Genomic DNA, 18,076 nt, shown 5'->3' on the forward strand with positions numbered 1-18,076 from the left:
AAACCCCGCACGAGACCGGAAACGCCGCCGTCGCTCAGACGTTCAGGCCCTTGCCCCGCAGCCACGCGAGCGGGTCGATGCCGTTGCTGGAGCCACCGGTGTGGACCTCGAGGTGCAGATGCGCCCCGGTGACGTTGCCGGTCGCGCCCACGCGGCCGATGACGTCGCCCGTGCTGACCTTCTGGCCGACGCTGACGCCGATGGACGACTGGTGCGCGTACCAGATCTCCGTGCCGTCATCGAGGGTCAGGACGGTCTTGTAGCCGTACGAGCCGTTCCAGCCCGCCTCGGTGATGGTGCCGCTGTGCACCGCCTTGATCGGCGTGCCCGTGGGGGCGGCGAAGTCGAGGCCGGTGTGGTAGCCGGAGGACCAGTAGGCGCCGGCCTGACCGAAGGTGGAGGTGATGGTGTACGCGGAGGTCGGCAGCGTGTACTGCTTGGCGAGGGCGGCGAGCCGCTCGGCCTCGGCCTTCTTCCGGGCCTCCTCCTCCGCCTTCTTCTTGGCTTCGGCGGCCTTGGCCTTGGCTTCCTGCTCGGCCTTGGTGGCGGCCTCCGCGGCCTCCTTGCGGGCGGCTTCGGCGGCGTCCTGCGCGGCCTTGGTCTCGATCTGTTCCTGCTGGTGCTCGACCTGCGCCATGATCCGGGCGCGCAGTGCCTCACCGGCGCCGGAGGTGCCCTGCTCGGTGTCGGCGGACGCCGTGGCGAGGTCGCTGAGCGGAGTGGCGGAGCCTTCGGGGGTGTCGTCGTCCGAGATGAGGGAACCCACCGAGGGAAGGTCCGGGACGGAGATCGACACCGGCGGCTTGCCGGTCTGGGCGCTGGCCATGCCGCCCGCGCCCACGGCGGCTATGACGCCGACGCCGAGGACGGTGGAGCTGCGCGCGAGGCCTCCGCCGCGCTGCTTGGTGACGCGATGCCGGCCACGGATGGGGCGGATGGACTCCGCGGTGGGGTTCCATTCCTGGAACGGGCCCTCGTCGGTGTGGTGACCGCCGTAGCCGAAGGTTTCGGTGTCGCGCTGGTTCGGCGCGGACGGGGCCGCGGGGGCAGGCCGGTTGGACGCCACGTGGGCGTACTCCTTTCCTTCCTTCTCGCCTACCGGGTTAGCTGACGGGTTCGGAGCAGGAAGGTCTCCTACGCGCGTATACCGGCCGTGCTTCCACGGCGGCATCCGCTCGATTCACCCCAAGTGGTGGTTCCCCGGTTCCCTTTCAGGATTCGGCGCGTGCGCACGGAGCCGCCTTCTGTGACGGCTGGGACGACCGCGCTGCGTTATCGAACGTTAATAGACGCGCGGTGGGTATTCCAGCGATTCCGCTTGATCATTAACCTTTTTCGCGCGGACCAACCTGCCATGACCGGCCTAAAACGGGCGAGTTGACCGCTGCGCAAGTGACTCACGGGTTTTGACGGTGTGTCAGTTGTGATGCGGAGCGGTGTGATTCACTCACCGACAGTGATGTCGGCAGTAATGGAGAACCCAGGAAACACCGAGGGCCGGAACCCTTTCGGATTCCGGCCCTCGGCCTTCAGTAGCGGGGACAGGATTTGAACCTGCGACCTCTGGGTTATGAGCCCAGCGAGCTACCGAGCTGCTCCACCCCGCGTCGTTGTGACTCCAGTGTACGCCATCCGCGGGACCACTCGCGCACACCCGGTACTCAGCGGCCCGGGTCGCCCGTCCGCGCTGTCGTAGCGGCCCTGGAGGCAGCGCGACCCGCGAGGCGGCCAGGCTGCAGGATCCGTGGGCCGATCGGCCCGAGCTCAGGGCGTCAGGTGGTGGTTCGGGGCCTTGGCGCGCTCCTCGTGCTCCGGGAGGACGAGGACCTCCACTCCCCCGGCCGCCAGCAGGCCGCTGCCGTCGGCGTCCGCCACGAAGGTGTCCGGCTCGCGCCAGGCCGTGACCACGCGTCGCACGCCCGCGTCGAGGATCAGCCGGGCGCAGGGTGCGGGGCGGGAGGCCCGGCGGGCGCAGGGCTCCAGGCTGCTGTAGACCGTCGCGCCGGCGAGCCTGGGGTCGGCCGGGTCGAGCTTGGCCAGGGCCGCCTCCTCGGCGTGCACGAGCGGGTCGCCGCCCTCGCGGGAGTGGCCGCGGGCCAGTTCGGTGCCGTCGGCCGCGACGACCACCGCGCCGACGCTGAACGCCGTGTCCGACGGCGGGCACTGCGCGGCCAGTTCGCAGGCCAGGGCCAGCCAGTGGTGGTCGGCGGCGACGGGGAGGGGGCCGGTGCCGGGAGCGGTCGGCTCGTAGCGCATGAGGACCACGTCCTCTATCCGCCGGGTCTCCAGCAGCCGGAGCCGGCCGGACTGGTAGCCGCCGGGTCCGAAGAGGCGGGGGGCCCCGGGGTCACCGACGAAGAGCGGGGCGAGGACCAGCTGGAGTTCGTCGGCGAGGCCCTGGGTGAGGAGCTGGGTGTGGATCAGGCCGCCGCCCTCGACCATGAGGCGCCGTACGCCCCGGACGTCGTGCAGGTGGGTGAGGAGCCGCCGCCAGTCGAGGTCGGCGCCGAGGGGGACGACGTCGGTGGCGTCGGCGGCATCGGTGCCATCGGCAGTGGCGAGGCCGAGGGCACGGGCGCGTTCGGCGCCCTGGTCGGTGGTGTAGAGGACCTTCTGGCCGCCGGTGTGCCAGAACTGTGCCGCCGGGTCGAGGTCGCCGGAGCCGCTGACCGTGACCTTGAGGGGGTACTCCGGCAGGCCGGCCGCCGTGCGGGCGGCGCGCCGCTCGGGTGAGTTGACCAGCAGGCGCGGGTTGTCGGCGCGGACGGTGCCGGCGCCGATCAGGATCGCGTCGACGGACGCCCGGACCTCGTCGACCCGGTCGAAGTCGGCCGGGCTGGACAGGAGCAGGCGTTCGGGGCCGGTGTCGTCCAGGTAGCCGTCGAGGGAGACGGCGGCGGACAGCAGGACGTACGGGTGGGGCATCGACGCTCCCGGCTCGTGGAAACTCGTGACGGACGGCGGACTGACGGGACGGCGGACTGACGGGACGGGCTTGGTTCAAGTTTGAAACAAACCTACACTGGGTGCATGACGACTCGCTGGCTCACCCCCAAGGAGCAACGCGCCTGGCGCGCGTACATCGCCGCCTCGCTGCTCCTGGAGGACGCGATCGACCGGCAGCTCCAGCAGGACGCCGGCATGCCGCACCTGTACTACTCCATCCTCTCGGTCCTGTCGGAGTCCCCGGAGCGGCGGCTGCGCATGACCGATCTCGCCGAGCGGCTGAAGATCACGCGCAGCCGGCTGACGTACGCGGTGACGCGGCTGGAGAAGGACGGCATGGTGCGGCGCGAGGCCTGCCGGTACGACAAGCGGGGCAGCATCGCGGCCTTGACGGACGACGGGTTCGCCGTACTGGACCGGGCAGCGCCCGGGCATGTCGAGACCGTGCGGAGCTTCCTGTTCGACCGGCTCAGCGAGGAGCAGGTGGAGCAACTGGAGGAGATCTCCACGGCGATCGCACAGGGGCTCCAGGAGGACGGGACGCGGCCGGCGTCGGACGACGTGCCGTGGCGACGGAGGTCCTCCACGGCCTGTTCGTGAGCCGCCTTTGGTGAGGCACGTCACAACACACCTCGATCTCACCGCCTTTCATTGCTTCAAATTTAAAGCAAGTGTAGGGTTCCGGACGTGGATCTGCTTCAAATCTGAAGCAGACTGCAAGCCGACGGCTGTGCAGCCGAACAGGAACGGAACCCGGAGGCCCCGCATGCCCGACACCCCCGCTGTCCTCGCCACCCCGCGCTCCCGCGTCCGGGTCCCGCTGCGCTTCCACGACGGCTACGAGGTCGACGCCGAGGTCGTCACCTTCCACGGCCTGGCCGACGGCCAGGAACACGTGGCCGTCGTCCTGGGCGAGCCCGGTCCGGTTCCGCTGGTGCGGCTGCACTCCGAGTGCCTGACCGGGGACGTGTTCGGCTCGGCCCGCTGCGACTGCGGCCCGCAGCTGCGCGAGGCCGTCGAGCGCATCGCCGAGCGCGGCGGCGTGCTCCTCTACCTCCGCCAGGAGGGCCGGGGCATCGGCCTCTACAACAAGCTCGACGCGTACGCCCTCCAGGACGAGGGCCTCGACACCTACGAGGCGAACGCGGCCCTGGGGCTGCCGGAGGACGCCCGCGACTACACGGCGGCGGCCCAGATGCTCCGGGCCCTGGGCGTCGGCGAGCTCGACCTGCTCTCCAACAACCCCGACAAGGCCGCCCAGCTGCGCGACCTGGGCGTGGCCGTCCGCGACCGCGTCCCCACGGGCGTCTTCACCACCGCGCACAACGTCCGGTACCTGCGCGCGAAGGTCCTCCAGACCCAGCACACGCTGCCGCTCGTCGCGCTGACGGGGCTCAGCGCGGGCTGAGCCTCCCGGCCCGGCCGGGTGCGTGAACGGGGCGGCTTGCCCCTCGGCTCATCGGGTACAGCCTTTGAAAGAGGGCGACCTCTGCAGTACCCGGAGCTTATGGAAAGTGACCGTTTCGTGACCGATCTCGGCGGCCCCGGCGACCCCCGGGCGAGGGGACCGGGCGATGGCCCGGAGGCCGTCGCGGCACAGATAGCCGATGCCGTGGAGAGCCTGACGGCCCTGTGGTCGGTCGCCGCCCAGGAGGCTGCACTGCGGCTGTCCCTGCACCAGCTGCGGGCGCTGCGCACCCTGGAGGCGGCGCCCGGCCTGAACCTGACGGCCCTGGCGGACCAGCTGGACATCGGCCTCCCCACCGCCAGCCGCCTCTGCGACCGCCTGGCGGCGGCCGGGCTCCTGGAACGCGCCCCGCACCCGGACACCCGACGCGAGGTGCAGCTGTGGCTCACCACGCACGGGCAGCACGTCCTGGGCGACGTCGCCGACCGCCGGACACGTGCCCTGACCACGGCGCTGGCGGCGATGGAACCGGCGGAACGGGTGGCGCTGAGCCGGGGCTTGCTGGGGTTCCTTGCGGCACGGGGCGCGGGGATCCCGCGCGTCGACGGGGCAGAGCGGGACGCCGGACCTGACGCGGCCGGCCCTCCTCCCGGGACCGACCCGCCCGGTGGGACGTAACGCCGTAACGCCCGTAGCGCCGTAAACAGGACGCCGTAGCGCCGCAAAAACAAGGGCAGGTCCGCCCCTCAACCCCCCGAGCCGTGACGGCTCCCGCCGCCCTCGCCCCCGCCCAGCACCGCCACACATGTGTCGTCCCGCACCGGGCGGGCCGCGCTGCCCGCGTCGCGGAGGACCACCGCGGCCACCACCGCCGGGTCGCAGCCGAGGAGCACGGTGTCGTCGGGGGGCGTCCAGCGGCCGGGCAGGCCGTCGCTGTGCAGGACCAGCAGGCTGTCGTCCTGCCACGGCTCTCGCTGCACGGACACGGACGCCGGGGCCTGCGCGCCCACGATGCCGGGCTGGGACAGCATCGCCTTCCAGCTGCCGTCGGTGCGCAGCCGGGCGCCGACGTTGCCGATCCCGGCGAAGTGCAACCGCCCCGACCCGAGATCCAGTTGGGCCACAGCGACGGCCGCACCCCGGGTGCGGCGCAGGGACCGGCCCAGATGCCGCAGCATCTCGGCGGGCGGCCGGTCGGCCACGTCGCGCAGCGCGTCCACGGCGGCGCCCGACGCCTCCGCGGCCTTGGGTCCGTGACCGAGCCCGTCGGCGAGCAGGAGGGTCAGGCGGTCACCGGTGCGGACCCGGCTCCAGGCGTCACCGGAGTACTCGGCACGGCCGAGGGGGACGTTCACGCCACCGGCGCGCGGACCCCGCGGGGCCGCCCGATACCGGTCGGCGGGGGGTTCATGGTCGATACGGGCCATGGCCACGGTGCCCCGGCCGGGGGCACTGTGCAGGTCGAAGTCGTTCGCTATGCGCCGGCACGTACCGAGGCCGGCGCCCAGGGAAGCCGCGGTCGTGTAGCCGTCGCGCATCGCCGCCGCGACGTCCGGGATGCCCGGGCCGTGGTCGAGCGCGACGAGCTGCACGGACAGGCGCCGGCCGTCGGCGGGTGCGCTCTCGACGAGGTTGATGAGGACGTACCCGCCGTCCGCGTGCCGCACCAGGTTGGTCGCCAGCTCCGTCGCCACCAGCGCGGCGGTCGCGATGCGGTGCGGGCCGAGCCCGGCGCACGCGCCGGCCGCCTCGGCCGCGACCCGGACGTCCCGCACCCGGGTCGAGTCGTCGACCGGCACGTCCCACACCCTGCTCATCACGACCCCGGCCGGGCCGACGGCACGACCGTGGCCCAGGCGGTGACGGTGACGGTGGTCCCCTCACCGGGCCGGCTGTCCACCTCGAACTCCTGGACCAGCCGCTTGGCCCCGCTCAGGCCGAGTCCGAGCCCGCCGCCGCTGGTGTAGCCGTCGGTCATCGCCCGGTCCAGGTCGCGGATGCCGGGTCCGTGGTCGACGAAGGCCAGCCGCAGACCGGGCGACGGCCCGGTCTCCAGCGGGGTGATCTCCACATGGCCACCCCCGCCGTGGACGAGGGTGTTGCGGGCCAGCTCGCTGGCGGCGGTGACGAGCTTGGTCTGCTGCACCAGTCCGAAACCGAGCTCGGCGGCGGCCTGCCGGACCTGCTGCCGTACCCAGGCCAGGTCGGCGTCCGAGCCGATCGGCAGGCTGGCCGGGGCGGCATGGCGGGAGGCCCGCATCACGGACTCCCCTCGCCCTGCCGCTCACCCGCGGTGAGCAGCTCCATCGCGCGTTCGACGTCCAGGGCCGTCCGCAGTCCGGGCAGGGTGAGCCCCAGCTCGACCAGGGTGATCGCCACCGCGGGGCGCATCCCGGCCAGCACCGTACGGGCGGCCAGCAGTCCGGCTCCGGCGGCGATCTCGGCGAGGACCCGCCCCAGGAAGGAGTCGACGATGTCCACGCCGGAGATGTCGATGACCACGCCGGTCACCCGGGTGCGCGCGATGCGGTCGGTGATGTCCTGCTGGAGCTGCTCGGCCATCCCGTCGTGCAGTTCACCCTGGAGGGTGACCAGCAGGACGTCCCCCAGCCGGAGGACCGGAACCGTGAAGCCGTGCCCGCCCATGGGCCCGGCGACCGACGGCCCGGCGCCCGAGGACACGGCGACCGGGGGCCCGGATCCCGCGGGCCCGTTCCCCGAGGGGCCCGTCATCGCGTGCCCGCGTCGGCCGGCCGGAGTGGCGCGATCTCGACGCCCTGCCGGCCGAGCGCGTAGGCCAGGGCGTCCGCCAGGCTCGCGCGGGTGAGCACCGTACCGAGGTCGATGCCCAGCTGGACGATCGTCTGCGCGATCGCGGGCCGGATGCCGGAGACGATGCACTCGGCGCCCATCAGCCGCGCCGCGGCCACCGTCTTCATCAGGTGCTGGGCGACCAGCGAGTCGACCGTGGGCACGCCGGTGATGTCGAGGATGGCGAACCGGGCGCGCTCGGCGACGATCGCGTTCAGCAGGCTCTCCATGACCACCTGGCTGCGCGCGCTGTCCAGCGTCCCGATCAGCGGTACGGCGACGGTGCTCTCCCAGAGTTTGATCACCGGGGTGGCGACTTCGTGCAGTTGCTCGCGCTGCCGTGCGATCACCTCCTCGCCCGCGCTGACCGTCGTCTCCAGTACGACCAGACGCAGCGTGCCCATCAGCACGGTGAGCGCCAGCACGCACTCCTGGGCCTCGGGGGCGTGCGGGTCGGGGAACTCGGCGCGCAGCAGCTCCGTCACCGGTTCGCGCAGGGCGGCCACCTCGTCGGCGAGCCCGTCCGTGTCGATGCCCATGCGGGCGCGGGAGGCCGCCATCCGGCCCAACTGGTCGCGCACCGCCGCGAATCCGGAGGCACGGATGTCGTCCAGCCGCCCGGCGGCCGCCACCGCGGCCAGGGCCGCCGCCACGGACCTGCCCGCCTCCACCGCCTCGTCGCGGGACACGGTGAAGACCGTGCGGAACAGCGCCGCGTCCGCCCACCGTTGGGCGACCTGCTCCCGGCGCCGTTCGAGGAAGGCACTCACCCGCTGCGCGGCCGGCTCTCGTTCCGCGTTCTCTTCCGACACCGACACTTGCATCGCTCCCTTGCACGGCCCGGGTCGCGCTACGGCGCCTCAGCCGTTACTTGCCGTATGACAAACATTAGGGCCGTCGTGCGGCCCCGCCAAACAGCCGCTCATCCACACCTCCTGACCTGCGTCTGCCCCCGCACTCACCGCCCACGCCAGTCCAGGCACACCACCAGGGCGTCGTCGTCCGGGACGGACCTGCCGCGGTGGCCGGACAGTTCGCGCAGGACGGCCCGGGGGACCTCGGCGGCCGGGAGCAGCCGGGTCGACTGGATCGCCCGGGCCAGGGCCGCGTCCCCGTAGGCCTCACCGCCCGGGGAGGCGACGTCGTACACCCCGTCGCTGACGAAGACCAGCCGGTCGCCGGGCTCGACCGTGAACTCCTGGGCCACGTAGTCGGTCTCCTCGAACATGCCGAGCGGCAGCTGGGCATCGAAGGGCACCCGCTCCACCACGCCCCGGCGCAGCCGCAGCAGTCGCGGGGAACCGGCGTCCACCGCCCGGACCCGCCCGGTGGCCAGCTCGATGTCCAGCATGAGCACGGACAGGTAGCAGCGGCCCCGGTAGTGGGCGTACACCGCCTGGTCGGCCAGGGCCGCCTGGTCGGCGAGCGGGAGACCGGCCCGGCGCGCGTTGCGCAGGGCGTTGATCGCCAGGTTCGTCAGCAGGGACGCCTCTATGCCCTCGCCCATGCCGTTGGTGACGTAGAGACTGAGCCGGTCGGCCGTGGCGGACCAGTCGAAGTTGTCGCCGAAGACCGCGTACGCCGGTTCCAGCTGGGCGCCCAGCTCGTACTCGGGACGGACGCAGGAGCGGCCCGGCAGCAGCTGCCACTGCATCTCGGCGGCCAGCGTGAGCCGGTCCCTGCGGCGTGCCTGGAGGTAGAGGTCGGTGTCCCGCTCGGCCACGACGATCTCGTGCCCGAGCACCTCGGCGATCTCGGCCAGTTCGCCGATGCGGCCGTCGGCGTGCTCGCCGCCCGGCAGGGTCACCGTCAGCACGCCGAGGCGGTCGCCGCGCACGGTGACCGGCAGATGCACGCGCACCCCGCCGGCCGGGTCACCCGGGAGCGTTTCCACGTACGGCTCCTGCGCGCCGAAGGCCCGGCCCGCCGGGCTGTTGGCGACGGACACCGGCTGCATGGTGTGCGGCAGCACGGACACCGGCTGAAGCGCCGTCAGTCCGTAGTCGGCCAGGTACAACTCGACGGAGTCCGCCGCGTACTGATCGGTCAGTACACGACGGACCGCGTCCAGCAGTTGGTGGGGCGCCGCCGTGCGCAGGGCGCGCTCGGCGGCGACGAGTCTGTTCACGATCGTCATCACGATGGTCGAAGCCCAATCCTTGATCCTCGTCGGACATCACTCCGGACATCTCCGGGGTCCTCGGACACGGCCCTCGGGCCGGGGGGCCGGTGACGGCCCTGGGTCGCGGCACGCCTAGTACGCTGACGGCCATCCCGGTGCCTGCGAGAGTGTGACTGTGACTTCCCTCCGACCCCGCCCTGAGCCAGCAGAGGTCGCACGTGTGACCTCCACGGCCGCGGAGTTGCTGGAAGTCCTCTGGGGCCGGGCCTCCACGGCACCCGCCTCGGCGTCCCAGCTGCGCGTGCTGCTCATCCTGGAGCACCACGAAGGCATCAACCTGCGCACCCTCGCCGACTCCCTCGCCTCCACCCCGCCCTCCACCAGCCGGCTGTGCGACCGGCTCCAGGCGGCCGGGTTCGTCGAACGCGTGGTGAGCGCGGCGGACCGGCGCGAGGTGCAGCTGCACCTCAGCGGGCGGGGCCGCGCCTTCCTGGCCGACCTGCGCGTCCGCCGGGAGCAGACGCTGCGCGCGGTGCTCGACCAGATGCCCGCCGCCAAGCGGGTCGCGCTGCTGCAAGGGCTGGAGGCGTTCTGCGACGCGGCCGCGGCCCAGATACACGACGACACCGACGACTCCACCGCGTCCGGTACCCGCACTGCCTGAACCGCCCGTCGTGGCACCGGGACGAACATTCCGGATCCTCCCCCGCGCCCACACGTCACGGCTAGATTGTTGTCCCACGACTATAGTTGTCAAACGACAACTGTCCGCCCCACGTGTCCCGTCGCCAACTCCTCCGTGCCGCACCGCCCCGCCTTCCTGCCCGTACCGTGAGCCGACCGTGCGGGTACCCCGTCACCGCCCCGACCTGCACCGACTGTGGTCAACGTCTCGGCGGGCAGAACACGGGGCATGAGCCGGGCGACCGCGGGTAGCGGCCTGGAGGTGGCCTGACGGGGGACGAGAGCGGGCCGGACGACGAGGGAGGGCCCGTGACGGCGACCACGCGCATCGGCACGACGACGGATTCCGGCACCGACACCGGTGAGGAGCTGCCGCAGATCGCCGAGCCGCAGAAGCTGGCCCCGCAGGACGCGCGCGAGCTGACCGGGCAGTTCCTGGAGCGGCTCGCCGAGCTGGAGGAGGGCACTCCCGAACACCAGTACGCGCGCAACACGCTCATCGAGATGAACATGTCGCTGGTGCGGTTTGCGGCCCGCCGGTTCCGTGCGAGCGGCCAGTCCATGGAGGACGTCGTCCAGGTCGGCGTCATCGGGCTGATCAAGGCCATCGACCGGTTCGAGGTCTCCCGCGAGGTGCAGTTCACCAGCTTCGCGGTGCCGTACATCATCGGCGAGATCAAGCGGTTCTTCCGCGACACGTCCTGGGCCGTGCATGTGCCGCGCCGCCTTCAGGAGGCCCGTACGGAGCTCGCCAAGGCCACCGAGGAACTGGCCTCCCGCCTCGGCCGCGCGCCCAAGGTCGGAGAGCTGGCGGCGCTGATGAACCTCTCGGAGGAGGAGGTCGTCGAGGCCCAGGTCGCGGCGAACGGCTACGTCTCCTCGTCCCTGGACGCCGCGGTCACCGGCGACTCGGAGGACAGCGACAGCACGCTCTCCGAGTTCATCGGCGAGGAGGACCCGGCCCTCGAACTCGTCGAGAACTTCCACGCGCTGGCCCCCCTGGTCGCCGAACTCGACGAGCGCCAGCGCCTCATCCTCCACCTCCGCTTCGTCGAGGAACTCACCCAGGCGGACATCGGCCAGCGCCTCGGCATCTCCCAGATGCACGTCTCCCGCCTGATCTCCCGGACGGTGGCCCGCCTGCGCTCGGGGATGCTGGCGACGGGCTAGGGGGACACGCGGGACACGCCCTAGTGGTGCCAGGCGCGGCCGCCCGTGTTGTGGATGAACCGCTGCAGCACCTTGAGGGTCGTCAGGTACTCCTCGTCGGAGATGCCCGCGTGCCGTTCCGCCCACAGCTCGTCCTGGAGCGCCGCGGCCTTGTCGTAGAACGCCCTGCCCTCCTCCGTGAGGGCCAGGCGCCCCTCGGAGTCCTCGGTGATCCAGCCCTGGGCGATGGTGGCGTCGATCTCCCGCTCCATGGTTTCCGAGCCCGTGTCGAGGTAGTTCTCGAGGAGGCGGGACACCTCGTGCCGGGTTTTGGCACGGTCGGCTCGTGCGACCTGGGCGAGGACCCACCACTGCGGCTGTGTGGTGCCGATCCCCGCGAGGGCGGCCCGGGTGCGGCTGACGACAGCCTTGTAGGCGGCCCAGCTCCAGTAGCCGATGGGCTGCTTGATCAGTTCGGCATCGCTGTGTGAGTACTCCACGGCAGGTCCTCCCGCTTGGTCTGGGCTACTTCGACCCGACCGACCGTAGAAACTCAACCTCGCTTGAGGTCAAGGACCTTCGGCGGGCGACGGGCGAGGTGGCGGCCCGCCTCGGCACCTCACCGGAAAACACAGCGGCGCCCGAGCCGGCCGAAGCCGACCCGGGCGCCGCGCAGCAGGCCGGGGGATGTTTCCCCACCCGCCTTCGGTAGGCCCTGTGGGACTCGAACCCACAACCAATGGATTAAAAGTCCACTGCTCTGCCAATTGAGCTAAGGGCCCAGGCGATGTTGCCCCCACGAGCATAGCCGGACGAGGCCGAGTCTCCGATCGGGTATCGGTGACCCGGCCGTGCCGGAGGTGTGAAAACCCCCTCCGGAACGGCGGAACGCCGTGGCCCCGTTGGGACGGGGGCCACGGCGCTCGTCACGCGTCGATGTCAGCCGTTGCGCTTCCAGCGCGGCTTGTCCTCGCGGCGCTGGAAGGAACCACCGCCGCGGTGGTCGTCACGCCGGCCCTGCGGACGGTCGTGCCCGGGACGGTCGTGCCCGGGACGGTCGTGCCCGCCGGCGCGGAAGCCCGGACGGTCGTCCCGGCGGTCACGGTTGAAGGGACGGTCGCTGCCGCGGTGTCCCGTGCGCTCGTCCCGGCGGAAGCCGCCGCGGTCGTCACGACGCTCGAACGGACGCCCGCCGCGGTCGTCACGACGCTCGAACGAACGGCTGCCGCCACGGTCGTCACGACGCTCGAAGGAGCGACCACCACGGTCGTCACGACGGAAGCCGCCGCGCTCACCGCGGTCGCCCCGGTCGTCCCGGCGAAAACCGCCACGGTCACGGTCGCGGTCGAAGGAACGACCACCACGGTCGCGATCCCTGTCCCGGTCACGGTTGAACCCGCCGCGATCGTCACGACGCTCGAACGAACGCCCGCCACGGTCGTCACGACGGTCGGAGGAGCGGCCACCGCGGTCGCGGTCGAAGGACCGGTCCCGGTCGGCGTACCGGTCACGCCCGGCCCCGCCGCGCTCCTCGCGCCGCTCCCGACGCTCGTACGGCGCGGAGGAAGCCTCGGCGCGCTCCACATCCTGCGCGGTCCGCTGCTCCGGCACCGACAGCTCGACGCCGGCCGGAACCTCCGCGGACTCCCCGGACACCGCCGCCTGGGGCTCCTCGCCCCGCTCCCGCGCGACCCGCGCGAGCAGCCGGTCGGACTCCTCGCGCAGCTCGTTCGCACGCCGCTGCGCCCGCTCCAGCTCCTTGGTGAGCTGGGCTACCTCACGCTCGGCCTGCTGCGCGGCGTTGCCCACGGACTCGGCCTGGACCTCGGTCATCGACCGGGCGCCGGTGATCTCGGCGACCTCGGGGTCGAAGGCGCCGGCGCCCTGGATGATGTGGCGCGTGGCGTCGACGCCCGCGTCCTCCATCAGCCGGAAGATCTGCCGCCGCTGGTGCGGCAGGGAGAGCGACACGACCGTGCCCGTGCGCCCGGCGCGGGCGGTACGGCCGGCACGGTGCAGGTAGTCCTTGTGGTCGCCGGCCGGGTCCACGTTCAGCACCAGGTCGATGCCGTCGACGTGGATGCCGCGCGCCGCGACATCGGTGGCGACGAGCACGTTGACGTACCCGTCCTTGAAGTCGGCCAGGGTCCGCGTCCGCGCGCCCTGCGTCATGCCGCCGTGCAGCGCGTCGGCCTTCACACCGGAGTCGCGCAGCTGCTCGGCGACGCGGTCGGCGCCCAGCTGGGTCCGGACGAAGATGATCGTGCGGCCCTTGCGGGAGGCGATGGCCGCGGTGACCGGCGCCTTGTCCTTGGGCTTCACGATGAGGATGTGGTGCGACATGGTCGTCACGGCGCCCTGGGCGGCGTCGACCTCGTGGCTGACCGGGTTGTTCAGGTACCGGTCGACGAGGGTCTTGATCTCGTTCTCCATGGTCGCGGAGAACAGCATCCGCTGGCCGCCCGCGGGGATCTGGTCCAGCAGCTCCGTCACCTCGGGCATGAAGCCCAGGTCGGACATCTGGTCGGCCTCGTCGAGAACGGCGATCTGCACGTTCTCCAGCGAGCAGGCGCCGCGGTTGATGATGTCGCGCAGCCGGCCCGGCGTGGCGACCAGGACGTCGACGCCCCGCTCCAGGGCGTAGATCTGGTTGCCCATGGACGTACCGCCGCAGACGACCTTCATCTTGAGGCCGAGGACGTCGCCGTAGGGCTGGAGCGCGTCGGCGACCTGCATGGCGAGCTCACGCGTCGGCGTGAGGATGACGGCGCGCGGCTTGTGCTTCTCGGTGCGGCCGCCGGCCAGCGTCGCCAGGGCGGGCAGACCGAAGGAGAGGGTCTTGCCGGAGCCGGTGCGGCCCCGGCCGAGGATGTCCTTGCCGAGCAGGGCGTCCGGGATGGTCGCGGTCTGGATCGGGAAGGGGGTGGTCACGCCGTTCTGCGCGAGCTTGCGGACGACGCCCTCGGGGAGACCGAGGTCGGCGAAAGTGACCTCGGGGGCGTCCTCGACTGCCTCGTTCTCGGGCACGACGACGTGATCAGTACTGGCGATGGACATGCGAATGCGAAACCTTCCGGAGTCTCGTCGGCACGCGCCCGTCAACTCCGTGATTCGCGATTCGCAATACGACCGCCTCAATGCGGTCCACCACGGCAAGGGAGAGAGTACGCGCCACACGGCGCGCTCTGCGGTGGCGCCGGGCAAGATGGGATCAAACGATCTGCCACCATACGCACTCCGGGCCCCTCAAGGCAAACCGGACTCCGCAGGAGACAGTTGGGACGCTCCGCCGGCCAGTGGCCCGGAGAACCTCCCGTGGTCTGCCAACCGACCGCCTCCCGGAATTGTTCCCGCCCGATGGTGCCCGCCCGGCGGCACCGGCCGGCAGGGCTACGCCGGTGCCCCCGCCTCCGGTGCCGGCTCCCGCTGCCCCAGCTGCGGCCCCGGCGGTTCGTGTGCCGACGACGACGGCTCCGGCTTGTCCGTCGGCTCCGGCGATGTCGTCACCTCGGTCGGCGTCGGCGCGGGCTCGGGTTCGGCCGTCCGGGTGGGCGTCGGCTGAGCCGGCGGCTTCGGCGTGGGCTTGACCGGCTTCCCCGGCTTGTCGCGCCCGGGCGCGGACGCGCTCACCACGGCGGACGGCGACACGCCCGGAGACGCCTGTCCCCCCGCCCCGCCGCCCTTGCCCTTCTTCCCCTTCTTGCCCTTGCCGTGCCCGCGCTCGCCGTCGGCCGCCGCCGCACCGAACCCGGTACCGCCGCCCGCCGCCGCGGACCCGCCGTCGGCCTCCCCGCCGCGCCGCCCGGCGGAGTGCGACGGCCTGGCGCTCCCTCCCGCGTCGTCGTCGCCGACGCTCATACAGCCGGCGGCAGCGGCGACGGCCACGACCGTGGCGGCCAGGCGGACGGGAACGTACAAGGGGCGCACGGGGCCACCTCCGGGAAGGGTGAGGGAGTCAACATCTCCAACTCCCGCCGCCCACAAGAGGACACGCGCCCCGTATTCACAACCCGCTCAGCCGTAACCCAGGGCGTGAAGGCGCGCGTCGTCGATGCCGAAGTGGTGGGCGATCTCGTGCACCACTGTGATCTCCGTCTCGGCGACGACGTCCTCCCGCGACTCGCACATCCGCAAGGTCGGATTCCGGTAGATGGTGATGCGGTCCGGCAGCACACCGGCGTACCACTCGCCCCGGTCGGTCAGCGGAGTCCCCTCGTAGAGCCCGAGCAGCTCGGGATCGTCCGAGGGCGGATCGTCCTCGACGAACACCGCGACGTTGTCCATCAGTCGCGTCAACTCCGGCGGGATCCGGTCGAGCGCCTCGGCGACCAGCTCCTCGAACTCCTCGCGCGTCATCTCCAGCACAGGCCCATTGTCGGCCACGACCGGGCGGTACGAGAGCCTTCCGGCGTCGCATATCCTGCCCGGGACTTGGGCATACGGGACCAATGGCCCGCGTCCCCGCCGCAGTCCTGAGTGTCCTGAACCCGATCCGCAAGGCCCCGCGCACCCTCGCCCGCCGCTACCGCTCCCGGCAGGCCCCGGCCACGATCGAACTCGTGCCGCAGCCGCACCCGTGGACCCGTGCGGTGGGACTCGTGGCCGTCGTCCTCCTCGGCGCCTGGCTGGGCCTGCTCGTCGTGGGCAATGTCCGGGTCCCGGTCGGCCCCATGAACACCACCATGACGCTGCGACCCTCCTTCACCGGCGGCACCAAGATCAACATCTCGCCCCTGGGCGCCCTCCAGCTGGACAGCCACATCGCCCCCGTCCGCCTGGACGTGAACGTCGACCAGCTCGACCCGGAGCGCTCCCAGGCCCTGGTCGACCACCCCGAGCGGCTCTCCGGGCTTCAGGACGAGGTCACCGAGGACGTCGGACGCGGCACCCTCGACCTGGCCGTCCGCTCGAGCGTCGCGGTCGTCGGCGGCGCCACCGCGCTCGGCCTCGCGGTCTACCGCCGCCCCCGCCGCGCCCTGGCGGCCGGCGGCCTCGCGCTCGCCCTCCTCGCCGCCTCGGGCGGCACGGCGTACGCCACCTGGCGCCCCGACTCCGTCCTGGAACCCAAGTTCTCCGGGCTGCTCACCTCGGCCCCCTCCCTGGTCGGCAACGCGCGCAGCATCGTCACCGAATTCGATGTCTACCAGAAGGAATTGGCCCGCCTCGTCACCAACGTCACCAAGCTCTACGACGCCACCTCGACCCTCCCGGCCTACGCGCCCGACCCCTCGACCATCCGGGTCCTGCACGTCTCCGACATCCATCTGAACCCGGCGAGCTGGAAGATCATCGCCTCGCTGGTGGAGCAGTACAAGGTGGATGTGATCGTCGACTCGGGCGACACGATGGACCACGGCACCGCCGCCGAGAACGGCTTCCTGGACCCCATCGAAGACCTCGGGGCGCCCTACGTCTGGGTCCGCGGCAACCACGACTCGATGATCACGCAGCGCTATCTGGGGGGCCTGAAGAACGTCCACGTCCTGGACGACGGCCGGGCCAAGACGATCAAGGGACTGCGCTTCGCGGGCATCGGCGACCCCCAGTTCACTCCGGACCGCTCGAAGCAGCCCGGCAACCAGCAGTCCCAGGAGCTGGCGGGCGCCCGCCTGGCCACGGCCCTGCGCGACCAGCGCACGGCCGGCAGCCCGGTGGACATCGCCATCGCCCACGAGCCGTCGGCGGCCCGCGAGGTCGACGGCGAGGTGCCACTGGTGCTGGCCGGCCACCTCCACCACGACGAGATGGAAATCCTGAAGTACGGCACCCGGCTCCGTATCGAGGGCTCCACGGGCGGCAGCGGCCTGCGCGCCATCGAGGGCAAGCACCCGGACCCCATCGAGGCGTCGATCCTGTACTTCGACCGGGACACCCGTCATCTCCAGGCCTGGGACGAGATCGAACTGGGCGGCCTCGGCCTCACGACGGCCGAGGTCAGCCGCCACCTCCCGGAGGAGAACCAGCCGGGCGCGAGCCCGTCCCCGAGCACCCCGTCGGAAGGCACTCCCTCCGCCTCCCCCTAAACCGTTTTGGCGATAGCTCCGCCATCCCATATGCTTCTCACGTCCCCGACGCGCTGAGAAGCGCCCAGGCGGGCCGATAGCCCTCATCGTCTAGCGGCCTAGGACGCCGCCCTTTCAAGGCGGTAGCACGGGTTCGAATCCCGTTGGGGGCACGCACCACCCTGTGCGACACTGTCGTACGACACGCTTGGTCCTGTGGAGCAGTTTGGAGTGCTCGCCACCCTGTCAAGGTGGAGGCCGCGGGTTCAAATCCCGTCAGGACCGCTGAGGTTTCACGTGAAACCTCGTGGCTGGGTAGCTCAGTTGGTACGAGCGTCCGCCTGAAAAGCGGAAGGTCGCCGGTTCGACCCCGGCCCCAGCCACCGCAGCCCTCACCAGGGCTTGAGCCCCTCTCCACTAACTCTGGAGAGGGGCTCTTTCGTGTCGCCTACGCCCACCGGCACGCCCACGGCTTTCGTTCCGGCATTCCAGGAGGTGCCCACCGCATGACGAACCCGTCCTCCACGCACGGTTTCCTCTATGCCGAAGACCTGACGCACGAGGACGTCACGGCTTTGGAGACCTTCCTCAACACCCATCTGGGACGCGTGTACGACGAGGTCGGCCCGACCGGCGAGATCTCCTTTGCGATGCGGTCGCTCCTCATCCTGGTCTCCGACTCGGCCGGCTTCCTTCACTCGCTGCTCAGGGTGAAGCAGCCCGAGGCCTGGCAGCGTGCGGCGATAGTGCGCGAGTGGCAGCGTCTGCGGAGCACAGCCGCCGATTTCAACCACTGCGACGGATACGACCACGACCGCTGGTCGGATCAGGTGCGGCACTACAACCCGGCAGACGAAGCGGCCGAGCAGGAGCGCATCCGCCGCATCGTCGACGCCGTCGACACAGGCGGCGGCACCCGTCCCGACCCCCGCGACCAAAAGCGTTAGCCACGAA

Annotated in this window: 18 protein-coding genes, 5 tRNA genes and 1 riboswitch; of the genes, 10 read left to right on the forward strand and 13 right to left on the reverse strand. The window is 71.7% G+C overall.

The window, feature by feature from the left end; genetic code table 11:
• Nucleotides 1-34: 34 nt before the first annotated feature.
• The 3 genes from ACIBL4_RS34405 to ACIBL4_RS34415 form a co-directional block, all read right to left on the reverse strand.
• Nucleotides 35-1,066, reverse strand: a complete 1,032-nt coding sequence (locus ACIBL4_RS34405; RefSeq protein ID WP_399415709.1) for a M23 family metallopeptidase — start codon at nt 1,064-1,066, stop codon at nt 35-37.
• 11 nt (nt 1,067-1,077) lie between these two features.
• Nucleotides 1,078-1,234: riboswitch (cyclic di-AMP (ydaO/yuaA leader) on the reverse strand.
• A 299-nt stretch (nt 1,235-1,533) separates the two neighbouring features.
• Nucleotides 1,534-1,607: transfer RNA gene (locus ACIBL4_RS34410), tRNA-Met, on the reverse strand.
• 157 nt (nt 1,608-1,764) lie between these two features.
• Nucleotides 1,765-2,925: a dihydrofolate reductase family protein gene (locus tag ACIBL4_RS34415; RefSeq protein ID WP_399415710.1), complete on the reverse strand. Its 1,161-nt coding sequence runs from the start codon at nt 2,923-2,925 to the stop codon at nt 1,765-1,767.
• Nucleotides 2,926-3,030: 105 nt separating this feature from the next.
• Between ACIBL4_RS34415 and ACIBL4_RS34420 the strand changes: the two genes are divergently transcribed.
• From ACIBL4_RS34420 to ACIBL4_RS34430, 3 genes are all read left to right on the forward strand, one after another.
• Nucleotides 3,031-3,546 (forward strand): MarR family winged helix-turn-helix transcriptional regulator, encoded by a 516-nt coding sequence (locus tag ACIBL4_RS34420; RefSeq protein ID WP_399415711.1) that lies wholly within the window; start codon nt 3,031-3,033, stop codon nt 3,544-3,546.
• Nucleotides 3,547-3,712: 166 nt separating this feature from the next.
• On the forward strand, nt 3,713-4,354 hold the full coding sequence (gene ribA, locus ACIBL4_RS34425; protein ID WP_399415712.1) for a GTP cyclohydrolase II: 642 nt from the start codon (nt 3,713-3,715) through the stop codon (nt 4,352-4,354).
• A gap of 99 nt (nt 4,355-4,453) precedes the next feature.
• Complete coding sequence (locus ACIBL4_RS34430; protein WP_399415713.1) at nt 4,454-5,032, forward strand: MarR family winged helix-turn-helix transcriptional regulator; 579 nt, start codon at nt 4,454-4,456, stop codon at nt 5,030-5,032.
• Nucleotides 5,033-5,100: 68 nt separating this feature from the next.
• Here ACIBL4_RS34430 and ACIBL4_RS34435 read toward each other — a convergent pair whose 3' ends face one another.
• From ACIBL4_RS34435 to ACIBL4_RS34455, 5 genes are all read right to left on the reverse strand, one after another.
• On the reverse strand, nt 5,101-6,171 hold the full coding sequence (locus tag ACIBL4_RS34435) for a SpoIIE family protein phosphatase (protein WP_399415714.1): 1,071 nt from the start codon (nt 6,169-6,171) through the stop codon (nt 5,101-5,103).
• Nucleotides 6,171-6,614 (reverse strand): anti-sigma regulatory factor, encoded by a 444-nt coding sequence (locus ACIBL4_RS34440; RefSeq protein WP_356928503.1) that lies wholly within the window; start codon nt 6,612-6,614, stop codon nt 6,171-6,173. Before ACIBL4_RS34440 ends, ACIBL4_RS34435 begins: the two co-directional genes overlap by 1 nt.
• Nucleotides 6,614-7,000, reverse strand: coding sequence for an STAS domain-containing protein (locus ACIBL4_RS34445; RefSeq protein WP_399415892.1), 387 nt, complete (start codon nt 6,998-7,000; stop codon nt 6,614-6,616). The genes ACIBL4_RS34440 and ACIBL4_RS34445 overlap by 1 nt, the downstream gene beginning before the upstream one ends.
• Before the next feature lie 83 nt (nt 7,001-7,083).
• Nucleotides 7,084-7,983, reverse strand: coding sequence for an STAS domain-containing protein (locus ACIBL4_RS34450; RefSeq protein WP_399415715.1), 900 nt, complete (start codon nt 7,981-7,983; stop codon nt 7,084-7,086).
• 140 nt (nt 7,984-8,123) lie between these two features.
• Nucleotides 8,124-9,302 (reverse strand): PP2C family protein-serine/threonine phosphatase, encoded by a 1,179-nt coding sequence (locus ACIBL4_RS34455; protein ID WP_399415716.1) that lies wholly within the window; start codon nt 9,300-9,302, stop codon nt 8,124-8,126.
• A gap of 154 nt (nt 9,303-9,456) precedes the next feature.
• Here ACIBL4_RS34455 and ACIBL4_RS34460 point away from each other — a divergent pair, with 154 nt between their 5' ends.
• Together ACIBL4_RS34460 and ACIBL4_RS34465 are read left to right on the forward strand one after the other, a co-directional pair.
• A complete protein-coding gene (locus tag ACIBL4_RS34460; protein ID WP_399415717.1) occupies nt 9,457-9,951 on the forward strand; it encodes a MarR family transcriptional regulator in 495 nt (164 codons plus the stop codon).
• Between the two features lie 329 nt (nt 9,952-10,280).
• Entirely contained in the window at nt 10,281-11,141 is an 861-nt protein-coding gene (locus tag ACIBL4_RS34465; RefSeq protein ID WP_399415718.1) for an RNA polymerase sigma factor SigF, read from the forward strand.
• Nucleotides 11,142-11,161: 20 nt separating this feature from the next.
• Here ACIBL4_RS34465 and ACIBL4_RS34470 read toward each other — a convergent pair whose 3' ends face one another.
• From ACIBL4_RS34470 to ACIBL4_RS34490, 5 genes are all read right to left on the reverse strand, one after another.
• Nucleotides 11,162-11,620, reverse strand: coding sequence for a MarR family winged helix-turn-helix transcriptional regulator (locus ACIBL4_RS34470; RefSeq protein ID WP_399415719.1), 459 nt, complete (start codon nt 11,618-11,620; stop codon nt 11,162-11,164).
• A gap of 209 nt (nt 11,621-11,829) precedes the next feature.
• Nucleotides 11,830-11,902: transfer RNA gene (locus tag ACIBL4_RS34475), tRNA-Lys, on the reverse strand.
• 157 nt (nt 11,903-12,059) lie between these two features.
• Nucleotides 12,060-14,177: a DEAD/DEAH box helicase gene (locus ACIBL4_RS34480; protein ID WP_399415720.1), complete on the reverse strand. Its 2,118-nt coding sequence runs from the start codon at nt 14,175-14,177 to the stop codon at nt 12,060-12,062.
• 333 nt (nt 14,178-14,510) lie between these two features.
• Complete coding sequence (locus tag ACIBL4_RS34485) at nt 14,511-15,047, reverse strand: hypothetical protein (protein WP_399415721.1); 537 nt, start codon at nt 15,045-15,047, stop codon at nt 14,511-14,513.
• 87 nt (nt 15,048-15,134) lie between these two features.
• Nucleotides 15,135-15,485, reverse strand: coding sequence for a metallopeptidase family protein (locus ACIBL4_RS34490; RefSeq protein WP_059420586.1), 351 nt, complete (start codon nt 15,483-15,485; stop codon nt 15,135-15,137).
• Between the two features lie 83 nt (nt 15,486-15,568).
• On the opposite strand from ACIBL4_RS34490, the gene ACIBL4_RS34495 reads away from it, so the two are divergent.
• The 5 genes from ACIBL4_RS34495 (at nt 15,569) to ACIBL4_RS34515 (ending at nt 18,069) form a co-directional block, all read left to right on the forward strand.
• Nucleotides 15,569-17,143, forward strand: coding sequence for a metallophosphoesterase (locus ACIBL4_RS34495; protein ID WP_399415722.1), 1,575 nt, complete (start codon nt 15,569-15,571; stop codon nt 17,141-17,143).
• Between the two features lie 79 nt (nt 17,144-17,222).
• A tRNA-Glu gene (locus tag ACIBL4_RS34500) sits at nt 17,223-17,295 on the forward strand.
• 37 nt (nt 17,296-17,332) lie between these two features.
• A tRNA-Asp gene (locus tag ACIBL4_RS34505) sits at nt 17,333-17,407 on the forward strand.
• A gap of 24 nt (nt 17,408-17,431) precedes the next feature.
• Nucleotides 17,432-17,505, forward strand: a tRNA-Phe gene (locus ACIBL4_RS34510).
• 123 nt (nt 17,506-17,628) lie between these two features.
• Nucleotides 17,629-18,069: a hypothetical protein gene (locus ACIBL4_RS34515; protein ID WP_399415723.1), complete on the forward strand. Its 441-nt coding sequence runs from the start codon at nt 17,629-17,631 to the stop codon at nt 18,067-18,069.
• The last annotated feature ends 7 nt before the right edge of the window (nt 18,070-18,076 follow it).

Origin of the sequence: Streptomyces sp. NPDC050416 (assembly GCF_044458845.1) — a bacterium.
Classification (GTDB): domain Bacteria; phylum Actinomycetota; class Actinomycetes; order Streptomycetales; family Streptomycetaceae; genus Streptomyces.

Coding starts and splice junctions, on each gene's coding strand:
- ACIBL4_RS34415 (WP_399415710.1), bottom strand. CDS start 2,925: ATGCCCCACCCGTACGTCCTGCTGTCCGCCGCCGTCTCCCTCGACGGC.
- ACIBL4_RS34420 (WP_399415711.1), top strand. CDS start 3,031: ATGACGACTCGCTGGCTCACCCCCAAGGAGCAACGCGCCTGGCGCGCG.
- ribA (WP_399415712.1), top strand. CDS start 3,713: ATGCCCGACACCCCCGCTGTCCTCGCCACCCCGCGCTCCCGCGTCCGG.
- ACIBL4_RS34430 (WP_399415713.1), top strand. CDS start 4,454: ATGGAAAGTGACCGTTTCGTGACCGATCTCGGCGGCCCCGGCGACCCC.
- ACIBL4_RS34435 (WP_399415714.1), bottom strand. CDS start 6,171: ATGAGCAGGGTGTGGGACGTGCCGGTCGACGACTCGACCCGGGTGCGG.
- ACIBL4_RS34440 (WP_356928503.1), bottom strand. CDS start 6,614: ATGCGGGCCTCCCGCCATGCCGCCCCGGCCAGCCTGCCGATCGGCTCG.
- ACIBL4_RS34445 (WP_399415892.1), bottom strand. CDS start 7,000: ATGGGCGGGCACGGCTTCACGGTTCCGGTCCTCCGGCTGGGGGACGTC.
- ACIBL4_RS34455 (WP_399415716.1), bottom strand. CDS start 9,302: ATGACGATCGTGAACAGACTCGTCGCCGCCGAGCGCGCCCTGCGCACG.
- ACIBL4_RS34480 (WP_399415720.1), bottom strand. CDS start 14,177: ATGTCCATCGCCAGTACTGATCACGTCGTCGTGCCCGAGAACGAGGCA.
- ACIBL4_RS34495 (WP_399415722.1), top strand. CDS start 15,569: ATGGCCCGCGTCCCCGCCGCAGTCCTGAGTGTCCTGAACCCGATCCGC.
- ACIBL4_RS34515 (WP_399415723.1), top strand. CDS start 17,629: ATGACGAACCCGTCCTCCACGCACGGTTTCCTCTATGCCGAAGACCTG.